The organism is Halothiobacillus sp., from assembly GCF_027346185.1.
Classification (GTDB): domain Bacteria; phylum Pseudomonadota; class Gammaproteobacteria; order Halothiobacillales; family Halothiobacillaceae; genus Halothiobacillus.
Genome location: NZ_DAIESY010000043.1, coordinates 1 through 11,642 on the forward strand (window position 1 = coordinate 1; position 11,642 = coordinate 11,642).

The window sequence follows — 11,642 nt, forward strand, 5'->3', positions numbered from 1 at the left end:
GGCTATGAATTGGGGGCGAAAATTGCCAAGCGGGCCTACGCCGAACGTAGAAGTGTGTTGGCCGTTGCCCTAGAAATGACGGACCTGTCAGAAGAAGAACTCAAGCGTTTGCTTGATCCTGTCTTGATGACCGGAATCTAGTAGTCGCAGCACTGCTGATTTAACAAGACATTCTTGAATAAAAAGGGGCCGCTGTACAAATGACAGCGGCCCCTTTGTTATGGAACCTCTGATTGAATCCTTCGTGGCCGAGACGGGCTTTTGAGGGATGAGTCGCAAGGCGCAACACAGCGGGCTTACGCCAGCTCCGCGTAAAATCGCCCTCAAAAGCCCGTCCCATGCGGGTTGCTGCCCAAAAGCCGCAACACTTCGTTATCGGCCTTGGCATCGTAGCGTAAACTACGACCTGCGGCCTTTGCCTCGTTTTGCGGCTTTTGGATCAGCAACTCGGCTCACGAGGGATTCAATCAGAGGTTCCTTAGGATGCATCACGAAAAGTCGTGTTCAGCGGTGCGCTACTTCGTGCGGATAGACCGCAATCGAAACCAGTCTGGATTTGGTTATCCGGGAAAGTTAGACGGCCTCCTGTGCCTGGTTTGCTTCAGCAGGTTTAGTTGCTGCATGTTTTTTCAGATCGTGACCGATCATCATGTAAACACTGGGAACGACGAACAGTGTGAAGATCGTGCCGATGCCAAGGCCACTGGCGATCACCAGTCCCAGGTCGAAACGGCTTACCGCGCCGGCCCCCGATGCTGTCAGTAGAGGTACTACACCGATCACCATGGCGAAGGTCGTCATCAAAATGGGGCGCAAACGCAAGCCGGCGGCCTCAATGATTGCCGCTCGTTTTGAAAAACCGGTTTTCTGCAGGTTGTTCGCGAACTCGACAATTAGAATACCGTGCTTGGAAATCAGGCCGATCAATGTCACCAAGCCCACTTCTGTGTAGATATTCAAGGTGGCTTTGCCAATACCAAGGTTGATGAAGATCAGGGCGCCTGCGATCGACATGGGGACCGAGACCAGAATGATCAGCGGGTCACGGAAACTCTCGAACTGGGCTGCCAGTACGAGATAGATGATTACGATGGCAAAGAAGAAGGTGATGACCAGCCCTCCCGACTCCTGCATGAACTGTCGTGACGGGCCGGAATAGTCGTAATTGTATCCGGCTGGGAGTGTGTCCTTGGCCAATTGGGTCAGTTTTTCCAGTGCGACACCTTGCGGAATTGTCGGGAAGTTGACCCCTTGAATCGAGGCTGCGTTTTCCTGCTGGAAATGGTTCATCGTTTCAGGCAGAACCCGCATGGTGATATGAGCCACAGTGGACAGTGGCACCATTTTCCCAGCTGATGTCTTGAGATAGTACGACTTGAGTTGGTCCGGGTTGAGGCGATAGGCTTGGGCGACCTGTGGAATCACCTTGTACGAGCGACTGTCGAGCTCGAAGTAGTTCACGTACCCACCGCCGAGCATGGCCGACAAGGCCGATCCGATATCCTGCATGTTGATACCCAGTTGCGAAGCCATGTTGCGGTCGATGACCACAGTGGCTTGCGGTAGGTCGATCCGCAGATCGGATTGCAGGAAGATGAAATCTCCAGTTTTGAGCGCCTTCTGCAGGAAATCATTCGCGACTGTAAACAGTTTGTCGAATGGTTCGGTCGTGGTGATGACGAACTGAATCGGAAAACCGCGCGAACCCGGTAGGGAAGGGGGCTGGAACACGGCATTCTGTGTGCCGGCGATTTGAGCGAGGTCCTTTTGTACCCGCGGTTGCAGCTGTGATGCCGTCTGTGTGCGCTCATCCCAAGGCTTGAGCACCATGCCGCTGATCACCTGAGAGGGCGTGTTGAGCTGGAATATGTGCGCGGTTTGAGGGTATTTCTCGAAATCCTTGAACACCTGATGCGCATACAGCTCACGCTGCTCCAGCGTGGCCGTCGGCGAGTTAAATGCCAATGAAATCAGTACGCCCTGATCCTCCTGCGGGGCCAGTTCGCTCAGTGAGGTCGAATACAGGAAATAAATTCCGCCCAGCATCAGAAGAATGAAGGTAAACACCACCGGCAGGTAATTGAGCACACCGTCGAGTTTTCGTTGATAGGCTGTGTGCAGGCGGGTGAACTGTTTGTCCAGCCAAAGCACGAGGTGATCCTGCCAGCCACCGCCCTCTTTCTTGGGTGCACGCAGGATTTTAGAGCTCAGCATGGGCGAGAGCGTAAGTGCAATAATGGCTGAAATGGTGACCGTTCCAACCAGGGTAAAGGCGAATTCGGTAAACAGGGCACCGGTCAGGCCTTGCATGAAACCGATGGGAATGTAGACCGCAATCAGGACGATGGTCATCGAGATGATCGGTGAGGCGAGTTCCCTCGCAGCTATTTTTGCCGCATTAAACGGAGTTTGGCCTTCCTCGAGGTGCCGGCTGATGTTTTCAACCACGATGATCGCATCATCAACCACCAGACCGATGGCAAGTACAAACGCGAGCAGGGTAAGCAAATTGATTGAATAGCCCAGCATTAACATAATCGTAAACGTGCCAATCAGTGAAAGAGGAATGGCAATGACCGGGATGAGTACCGAGCGCAGCGAACCGAGGAAGACAAAAACCACCAGAGTCACGATCAACACGGCTTCGCTCAGTGTTTTGATTACCTCATCGATAGATGAGTGGACAAATTTGGTCGAATCGTAAACGATATTTGCCTTCAGCCCTGTTGGCAGCTGCGACTCGATACCTGGCATGACGGCCCGTACTTTCTTGATGACATCCAGCAGGTTGGCACCGGGAGCGACCTGGATACCGATATAGACCGCCTTGCGTCCATCGAAGGACACGCTGGAGTCGTAATCTTCCGCACCCAGTGTGACATTGGCTACATCCTTCAGTCGCACGATTGAACCCTTGTTCTCTTTGAGAATCAAGTTCTTGAAGCCATCAAGTGAGTTGAGTGCCGTTGATGCATTCAAATTAATCTGAACCATCTGACCCTTTGTCTGGCCGCTGGAGGACAGATAGTTATTGGCGGCCAGGGCGCTGAACACATCGGCGGCGGTAAGCCCGACAGCGGCCAGCTTGTTCGGGTCGAGCCAGGCACGCAGGGCAAAGTTCTTGGCCCCGAGCATTTCCGCTGTCTGTACGCCATCAACTGCCTGTAATTTTGGCTGAACGGCGCGGATCAAGTAGTCGGTGACCTGATTGGGTTTGAGTACATCGCTGTAAAAGCCGATATACATGGCATCGATGGTTTGGCCGATACTGACCGACAGGGTAGGTTTCTGCGCTTGAGGCGGCAGCTGGTTGAGTACCGAGTTGACCTTGGTGTTGATTTCGGTCAAAGCCTTGTCCGGCTCGTAGTTGAGTCGCAGGTTGACGGTTATCGTGCTGACCCCCTGCGTGCTTCTGGAGGTCATGTAGTCAATGCCATTGGCCTGTGCGATGGCATTCTCCAACGGTGTGGTGATGAAACTGGATACCAGATTTGCATCAGCGCCTGGATAGGCGGTTGTGACCGTCACAACGGCATTCTGGGTGAAAGGGTATTGCAGTACCGGCAACAGGCCGAACGAGCGCAACCCCAGTACCAGGATCACCAGGCTGATGACCGTCGCCAGAACGGGCTTGGCGACGAAGATATCCGTGAATTTTGGGGTGTTCGAAGACGCCGTACTCATTGGTCTTTAACCTCGGGGTGCGGATTGTTTGAAGGCTGAATGCTGTTGTTGATGAATACCGGAGCTCCATTGCGCAGCTTGAGTTGGCCTGAGGTGACCACGGTTTCTCCCGCCTTCAGGCCACTTAAGACGGCAATCTGATCACCCCGCGTCGGCCCGGTGGTGACAACACGCTGTTCCACTGAGAGCTTGGGTTTACCCTTATCGTCCTTGCCTTCATCCTTGACCACGAAGACGGTGCTTCCGTAGGGGTTGTAGGCAATGGCGGTACTGGGGAGCGTCAGGTATTGCCTTTGCTCACCTTGATTGACATCGGCCGTTGCAAACAGTCCGGGGATCAGCTGACCATCGGGGTTGGTGATTTCGGCGCGGACCATGATATTGCGCGTACTAGTGTCGGCCTGCGGTTCGATCGCTCTGATTTTGCCTTCGAAGCTTTTGTCAGGAAAGGCATTGGTCGTGATTGATATTTTCTTACCGACCTCGATCAGGGATAGCTCGGTCTGCGGAATTGTGAAGTCGAGGTACATCGGATCGAGTTTTTGCAGACTGACGATGGCAGTGCCAGCCGATAAATATTCGCCAAGATCAACCTTGCGTATACCGAGTTTGCCCGTGAATGGCGCTTTGAGCGTTTTCTGATCAATCAGCGCTTCTTGTTGTTTCACTTGCGCTTCGGCACCCTTGAGGGTGGCCATGTCGCTGTCGACAACAGCCTGGCTCACCGCCTTGATCTTGAGCTGCGCGCGATCGCGGTCGAGGTTTTGCTTGGCCAACGATGCCGATGCCTTGAGCTGTGCCAGTTGCGCCTGGAGTGGAGCGTCATTGAGCTTTAGTAAGACTTCACCTGCCTTCACCTGATCGCCTGATTTAAAGTGAATCCCGGTAATCAGTCCACCGACCTCGGTCGCCAGATCCGTAGATTGGGCAGCCTGCAACGAGCCGACGACCTGCACCTTCGGCTGCCATAGCGAATTTTCCACTACCGTGGTGGAAACAGCCTGTGGTGGTATGCCGCCGCCCCGAATGGCCTTGGCAATCATTTGATTGCGGAATTGCTGAAAGCCGTAGATGCCGCCGAACACCAGCGCGACCAGCAGCAGCATGACGATCATGCGGATGGGGGTACCTTTCTTCATGGTGTAGTGTTCTCCGGCTTGGTTGTTTGATTTTGTGACATGGTTTGAGGTTGATTCGCGTCTGTTGCGGGTACGCCACCGCCCATGGCTTGATACAAGGCGACGCTATCGGTAAGTCGTTGCGAGCGTGCGGCCAGCGTTACCAGTTGCGTTTGTGCGACTTGCTGCTGTGCTGTCAGGAGTTGGAGCGCATTCACTGCACCCAGTCTCATTTGCTGTTCCGTGAGATCGAGCGAAGCCTGTGCGGAGCGTTCAGCCGCTGCTTGGGCATTCAGGGTATCTGCATCGATGGCGGTTGCTCGCAATGCATCGGCTGTATTACGCAATCCGTTGAGTACTGCCTGTTGGTAATTGGCTGCGGCGGCAGAAAGCGCAGCCTTGGCCGCATTGGCTCCAGATTCCAGGCCTGCGTTGAAGATTGGCTGTGTCAGGCCAGCAATCAAACTCCATATGATCGAGTTGGCATCGAACAGGCTGGCGGGTGTCAGGCCTTGAGACCCCAAAGTGGCCGATAGATTGATTTGCGGATACAAGTTCGAAACGGCTACACCGTATTGAGCCGACGCCTCATGCAGTAATGCCGTTGAGGCCTGAATGTCTGGCCGCGAGGCAACCCATTCGGATGGTACAACAACGGGGAGTTCGGTTGGCAGTGTGAAATCATTAAGGCTGAACACAGGCATGACCGTGCTTGGCGGTTGTCCGACCAGTGTCGCCAGCAAATGGTTGCTCTGATCGCGTTTGAGTATCAGCGGAGGCAGAGTGGCGCGGGTCTGATCCAGTTGGGTCTGCAGTGTGAGCACGTCGCTTTGGGTTGCAGCGCCCAAATCGAGGCGCGACCTTACCAGTTTCAGCTGATCTTCCTGATTGCTGATGATGCTTCTGGTTGTCGTGATCTGGTCGTTCAGCAGCGCTTGTGTCATGGCTTCTATGGCAATGTTGCCCGCCAGGGTGAGCCGTGCGGCATCCAGCTGATATTTCTGGTAATCGGTCTGTGCGGCCAAGGCTTCCAACGCTCTGCGATTGGCACCGAACAGGTCCAGATTGTAACTGACGGTCACACCCGCATTGTACAGCCCGAAGACGTGACCATTGCCTTCCTGACCGAAAGCGGCATTGTTGGTCTTCTGCTTCTGGCCGCTGAGTTTCCCATTAACCTGTGGCATCTTGGTTGACCCGGATTGAGCCAAATAGGTTTCTCTAGCCTGCTCCAGTTTGGACTCAGCGGCGGCAAGCGTGGGGCTTGCGGCCATGCCTTGTTCAATCAGCTTGTTCAGCTCGTATGAGTTAAATGCCTTCCACCAATCACCCTGAATAAATGATGTTTGTTTTAGGGACTGGGCTTCACCTTGTTTTATACCGGTGGTTGCTTTGGTGCTTTTGGGCATTGTTTGCGCGGTGTACCTGGGAATATCCGGTGCGGCAGGCGCAACAAAATCAGGCCCGACAGCTGAACAGCCGGCTAGCATTGTCAGTGATAGCAGCGTGCCCAATTTCAGCATCGGGGCGGAAAAACGATCACGCCAACAGGCTAAATCATGCATGAAATTGCAGGCTCCCAGAAATGTAAGTCCAATGCTCATGATCACTCCCGCCGCCTAGGCAACAGATGTTCCACCGCGTTATATTTAGCAGGTTGGGCCGGGTTTATCGCAACTTAATTGACGCAAACCGCTCATTTCTCTGCACTCTGGCCGCTGCAGCCTGCGGCGGTTGGTAGTAGGCTAATTAAAAGCCAGCGAATTCGAGTAAAGATAGCACATTAACGTTTTTCTCATAAGTTTTTTACTCAGTGGGTGCAAGATGCTTTGCGTGGTGCTGATTGTGATACTGCACCAGACTTGGTTTTTAAAGGTTCCCACATGTGTAAAATTATGGGTTTAATGCGGTGCCTGCTCTGATGGGGTTTACAGCCAGTCTGTCAGTGCGATCCCGATACCAATGCGGTTGATGGAACGGTTGTAATCAATCAGAGATTCACCGTAGCCATTGAAATACTGAACATAGCCCTTGATATGCTTGTTGAGTGGAAAACTGTAATCAATTTCGATTGACCCGCGGTTTTCCGACTTGAGGTTGTTTCTGAGCGTGGCGGAAAGCGTGCCCGTCGGGAATTTGTAGGCGAGAATCAAGTCGCCGTATCCCAGATAGTTGGTGATGTCCGGGTTGTCATCGGTTTCCCTGGATTCAGGAATCCGGTACCAACCCCGTAGGGCTCCGGCAAAATTACCGTTGCCGAAGGCGGTTTGCAGCGCCAGACGGTTCCAGCTGCGTGAACGCAACCCACCCTGGCCATTGGATTGATGGATGAAACTCGCGCGGACCTTGCGAAAATTCAACCCCATGAAATTCTGATTGACGGTCACATCCAGACCCGCCTCTGGCTCGTAATCGGTTTCCCGGAACGGGGCAGACTCGGTGTTGTACGTTTGCCACAGGGAAAGCTGGGTGTAGGCAAAGTAGAACCGTGAGTCGGTGCCTAAGGGGTGATCCCACCAATTGAACTGGAAGGAAAGCTGAAATTTGGACTCGATCCGCTGGGGGTTGAAATCGTAGACCGAGTTATCCAGACGGTTGGTCGTGTACGTCACCGGCAGAAAGTAGTTGGGCTTGTAGGCGCGCATTAAAAAAGCGTTTGAATTGCCCTGTTTTTCCTGGTCGATGCGTTTGTTCAGCGCCTTGGCTTTCGGGGTCGCTGCCGAAGATTCGGTATCCGGTGCCGTTTGATTGCTTGATTTGGCGGTGGCGTCGATGTGAGAAGGGATGGCTTCGGCTGATTGATCAGAAACTAATCTGTCGTAACAGGCCAGCCGGGCCGAGTCATCCGAAAGGGACGCACAGTGTGACCAGTCCACAGCTTGGGTCAGGGTGGGAAACCCCATAATGGCGATGACTAAATAGGCTGTGTTTTTCAATGCATATCACTCTGACTGTGGGCGATACCCATCTTAGCAGGAGTCAGTTCACCGCGGGTGGGCGGACCGAATCGCTTAAAGTGATTCGATTGCACACGATTTCAATTCGGTTGCGCCCTTCCTGCTTGGCTTGGTACAAAGCATCGTCGCCACAGAGGTAGAGTGTGTCGAAATTCACTCCGGGTTCCGCCAGTGTAAAGCTGAGCGAGGCTGTCACTCGCAAGCCGATTTTGTGTTCTTACGGAGGGTTTCTGATGGCTAGAGCAGGGATTGCTGGATCACGCTGGCGTCTTCGATGCTTTCAAACCAGCTGACAATGTTGTCGTGCCTGCAACTCGGTCATGACGTGCATCAGGTCGAGTACCTGACCGATACCGAGGTATTTGCCTTCCTGCAGAATGATGAAGCCATCGGTAAATACCTTCTCACCCGCTTCGATAGCCAGAGCGGTCAACTGTTCGATACGCAAGTCGGCTTCGACGATCAGCGGCTCCTTCAGTCGAAGTCGAGCCCGAATTAAAGAAGATTTATTCTTGGCCGATATACTGATCGAGTCACCCGGCACAACGCTGTGATCGTGGGTGGAAAACGCTAAACTGCGCCAATTACATAATAAGGCTGAATATCACCGTGAAAAAAACGTGATGTCATTGGTTGATTCCCGGACCAAGCTCGCCGGTCATAATCGACTTGAGTTGTTGATTTTTGGCCTTGCTGACGATCAGCGATTCGGAATCAACGTATTCAAAGTGCGCGAAGTGATTCACTATCTTAAGTTGACTGACGTGCCGAAGGCGACCTCATCGGTGCGCGGTATCGCGGACGTGCGGGGGCATACCATTACGATCATCGATCTGTCCGATGCCATCGGCGGCCCGCGGATGAGCCCCGAAGAGGTGAAAGAGGCATTCGTCATCATCACGGAATACAACCGGGCGGTTCAGGGCTTTCTGGTTAATTCGGTCGATCGCATCGTCAATCTTTCCTGGAAAGAAGTCATGCCGCCGCCCACCGGCACGAACACCTCCAATTTCCTGACTGCTGTGGCCCGTGTGGATAAGGCGCTGGTCGAGATCATTGATGTGGAGCAGATTTTCTCCAAGGTGGTCGGTACGCGCGAAGATATTTCTGCGGACGTATTGCAACAGGTGAGCGGGTTGGCATCCAAGGAAAGCATCGCCCTGGTCGCCGATGATTCGCTGGTTGCCCGGAATCAGGTGCGCAACACGCTCAAGCAGATGGGGCTTGAAACGGTGTTGGCCAACAATGGCAAGGAAGCTTTTGATATCTTGCGCCGTTGGGCAGACGATTCCCCCGAACAACTCGACCGGGTCGCTCTGGTCATATCGGATATCGAGATGCCGATCATGGACGGCTATGCGCTAACCACCCATATTCGCCGTGATCCTCGCCTCAAATCGCTTTATGTCATCCTTCACTCGTCGTTGAGTGGGCTGTTTAACGAGGCCATGGTCGAAAACGTCGGTGCTGACCGTTTTATTGCCAAATTCCACCCGGACGACTTGGCCAAGGTCGTCGCTGAGGCGCTCCGTAACCGGCCGAAACATCTGGTCGAGTCGGAATAAGGATGGAGGCTGATCAATATCAGAGGTTTTGCGCGTTGCTCGAAAAGCGCAGCGGCATTCTTCTGGGCGCTGATAAGCGTTATCTGGTGGAAACCCGGTTGAGTCGCGTGTTGCGTGATCAGAAAATCGAGTCCATCGACGCGCTTATGGGGCGATTGCTCAATGGTCGCGAACCTGCCCGACCCGTTCGGTTATCGAGGCGATGACCACCAACGAAACGCTCTGGTTTCGGGATGAATATCCTTTTGCGGCGTTGCGTGATGTTTTTTTTCCTGAGGCGGCGGCGCAAAAAAAGCAAAATCTTCGCATATGGTAGGCGGCGTGTTCTTCGGGGCAGGAGCCTTACTCGATCAGCAAGCTCGTCAGCGAGATCAAACCGCCATTTACGGTTGAAATTATCGGTACCGATTTGTCCTCGCGTGTATTGGAGCAGGCTAACTCAGGTGTTTTCGATGCGTTGTCGCTTGAGCGCGGCTTATCCGCTGGGCGTAAACAACAATTTTTCGATGTGGTGGGGCAAGGTTGGATTATCAAACCAGAAGTGCGGCGTCGTGTCCGTTTTCAGGTCGGTAATCTGCTCGATCCGCCGGTTGGTTTGGGACGATTTGATATTGTTTTCTGTCGAAACGCGTTGATCTATTTTTCTCGTGAAACCAAAGCCCATATCATTGAGCAGATCGCCAATTCTCTTCAGCCTCATAGCGGCTTATTCTCGGTGCGTCCGAGTCCACTCAGCAGTTGAGCGACCGTTTCACTGTGGAACGTCTGCCGGGCGGCGGCATGGCTTTCCGGTTGAAAAGCTAGGCCTTTGCGCTTACTGCCTATTTTGATGTAATCGCGCATTCTGACTGGAATATGCCCCATGAGCTGCACGCTTGTTCGAAATCGATGCTTCTCGCCACGATTGAGTTCGCTGTGGTTGCTGGCGTGGTCTGTTGGCGCCCTGGGTGCCTGGTTGCTGCCTTGGGCTGCTCTTGAAACATCGGGCGGTTGGCCCGGACCTCTGATCTGGCTGACGTCGCTTATCTCCAAATCTCTGCACGCCAACCCGTTGGCCGGTGAACTGTTGCGCCCATCGGTAGCCTTTTGGGTTCTGGTTCTGTTGGTTCTTCTGATTCTGCGATTACAGCAATCGGCGCATATTGCCCGTTTCTGGACGATTGCCGTGCCTGCTTTTGCGGTACTCAGTGGTTTGTTGTGGTCGTTATCCGCCATCAGTAAATTCGTGCAGACGTTGCCGCCGTCATCGCTTGCGCCCGTATCCTGCTCCGTGACGGCCATGATCGATGCCTTGCCGCGTCCATCAACGCACGCGACCCAGTTGATGTTGCGCGTTGTACAAGTCGATAGAAACCAAAGCGATGTGGCTTGCCGATTTTATTCAACCGGCCAGCGATTGCGTGTGGGTGATTATCATCGTTATCCGCCTAATGAACAGGTTGAGTATCACGGTGGTCAGGTCTGGCGATTTGATCTGCGCTTGAGACCGCCCCATGGCAGCGCGAATCCCGGCGGGTTCGACTATGAGCGCTGGCTATTTTCCCAGCGCATCGCGGCGACAGGATCGGTTCATGGCAAGCCCATACTAGTGGCCGAACGAGGTGAAGGATTCGCGGCCTACCTGTTATCGGTTCGCTCGCACTGGCGAACGCAGTTGCTGGCTATTTCCCAATCACAAGGCACACCGGACCGTGGGCGGGGCCTGCTGTTGGGTTTGACCATCGGGGATAGTGATTATCTGGGTCAAAACGACTGGGAAACTCTGCTGGCTACCGGCACAAACCATCTGCTGGCTATTTCCGGCTTGCATGTGGGTATGGTTTCTGGCTTGTTCGCCTGGCTCGCGGCCTGGCTCTGGTCGCGCACGCGATGGTGCGAGCGTCTACCTGCCCGCCGTGTGGCTGCTGGAGTGGCGGTTTTTGCAGCCTGGGGCTACGCCTTTTTGGCGGGGATGTCTGTACCTACCGAGCGCACGGTACTGATGATCACGATTCTGCTGGCCGGGTTGCTGCTGGGGCGATCATGGCGGTTGCTCGATCTTTGGCTGGTCGCTTTGATGGGCGTGCTATTGCTAGATCCGTTCAATGCGCTCACTGCCGGGTTCTGGCTTTCGTTTGGCGCGGTGCTGATCATGCTGCTCTGGTTGCAGTACCGCCCGGCGCTGGCGTTCTGGCGCGATGGATTTCGCCTGCAGATCATTATCACGCTTGCCTTGCTACCCATCGTCTGGTGGTTGTTCGACCGCGTGGCCTGGTCGTCCTTGCCCGCCAATATCGTGGCTGTGCCGGTGATTACTTTTGTGATTACGCCGCTTTCCC

The 11,642-nt window shown here is 53.9% G+C and carries 9 protein-coding genes and 1 pseudogene; 5 read left to right on the forward strand and 5 right to left on the reverse strand.

What is annotated here, in order from left to right; genetic code table 11:
- A partial coding sequence (locus M7R55_RS03345; RefSeq protein ID WP_298218519.1) for a hypothetical protein occupies positions 1-141 on the forward strand: 141 nt, incomplete at its 5' end.
- A gap of 432 nt (positions 142-573) precedes the next feature.
- On the opposite strand, the gene M7R55_RS03350 is transcribed toward M7R55_RS03345, so the two are convergent.
- The 5 genes from M7R55_RS03350 to M7R55_RS03370 all read right to left on the reverse strand — a co-directional run bounded on the left by M7R55_RS03350 (position 574) and on the right by M7R55_RS03370 (position 8,303).
- Positions 574-3,684: an efflux RND transporter permease subunit gene (locus tag M7R55_RS03350; protein ID WP_298218507.1), complete on the reverse strand. Its 3,111-nt coding sequence runs from the start codon at positions 3,682-3,684 to the stop codon at positions 574-576.
- A complete protein-coding gene (locus M7R55_RS03355) occupies positions 3,681-4,823 on the reverse strand; it encodes an efflux RND transporter periplasmic adaptor subunit (protein ID WP_298218509.1) in 1,143 nt (380 codons plus the stop codon). Before M7R55_RS03355 ends, M7R55_RS03350 begins: the two co-directional genes overlap by 4 nt.
- The gene (locus tag M7R55_RS03360; protein WP_298218510.1) at positions 4,820-6,406 is read right to left on the reverse strand and encodes an efflux transporter outer membrane subunit; all 1,587 of its coding nucleotides are present in this window, start codon (positions 6,404-6,406) and stop codon (positions 4,820-4,822) included. The genes M7R55_RS03355 and M7R55_RS03360 overlap by 4 nt, the downstream gene beginning before the upstream one ends.
- A 324-nt stretch (positions 6,407-6,730) precedes the next feature.
- A complete protein-coding gene (locus M7R55_RS03365; protein ID WP_298218512.1) occupies positions 6,731-7,738 on the reverse strand; it encodes a phospholipase A in 1,008 nt (335 codons plus the stop codon).
- Positions 7,739-8,039: 301 nt separating this feature from the next.
- Positions 8,040-8,303, reverse strand: coding sequence for a hypothetical protein (locus M7R55_RS03370; RefSeq protein ID WP_298218513.1), 264 nt, complete (start codon positions 8,301-8,303; stop codon positions 8,040-8,042).
- 79 nt (positions 8,304-8,382) lie between these two features.
- On the opposite strand from M7R55_RS03370, the gene M7R55_RS03375 reads away from it, so the two are divergent.
- The 4 genes and pseudogenes from M7R55_RS03375 to M7R55_RS03390 all read left to right on the forward strand — a co-directional run.
- Positions 8,383-9,324 (forward strand): chemotaxis protein, encoded by a 942-nt coding sequence (locus M7R55_RS03375; RefSeq protein WP_298218515.1) that lies wholly within the window; start codon positions 8,383-8,385, stop codon positions 9,322-9,324.
- A 2-nt stretch (positions 9,325-9,326) separates the two neighbouring features.
- Positions 9,327-9,530, forward strand: a complete 204-nt coding sequence (locus tag M7R55_RS03380; protein WP_298218516.1) for a hypothetical protein — start codon at positions 9,327-9,329, stop codon at positions 9,528-9,530.
- Positions 9,531-9,652: 122 nt separating this feature from the next.
- Positions 9,653-10,066: pseudogene (locus M7R55_RS03385) on the forward strand (CheR family methyltransferase); the annotation flags it as partial.
- Positions 10,067-10,186: 120 nt separating this feature from the next.
- Positions 10,187-11,642 (forward strand): DNA internalization-related competence protein ComEC/Rec2 (locus M7R55_RS03390; RefSeq protein ID WP_298218517.1); only part of this gene is annotated, 1,456 nt, incomplete at its 3' end.

Coding starts and splice junctions, on each gene's coding strand:
- M7R55_RS03350 (WP_298218507.1), bottom strand. CDS start 3,684: ATGAGTACGGCGTCTTCGAACACCCCAAAATTCACGGATATCTTCGTC.
- M7R55_RS03355 (WP_298218509.1), bottom strand. CDS start 4,823: ATGAAGAAAGGTACCCCCATCCGCATGATCGTCATGCTGCTGCTGGTC.
- M7R55_RS03360 (WP_298218510.1), bottom strand. CDS start 6,406: ATGAGCATTGGACTTACATTTCTGGGAGCCTGCAATTTCATGCATGAT.
- M7R55_RS03375 (WP_298218515.1), top strand. CDS start 8,383: ATGTCATTGGTTGATTCCCGGACCAAGCTCGCCGGTCATAATCGACTT.
- M7R55_RS03380 (WP_298218516.1), top strand. CDS start 9,327: ATGGAGGCTGATCAATATCAGAGGTTTTGCGCGTTGCTCGAAAAGCGC.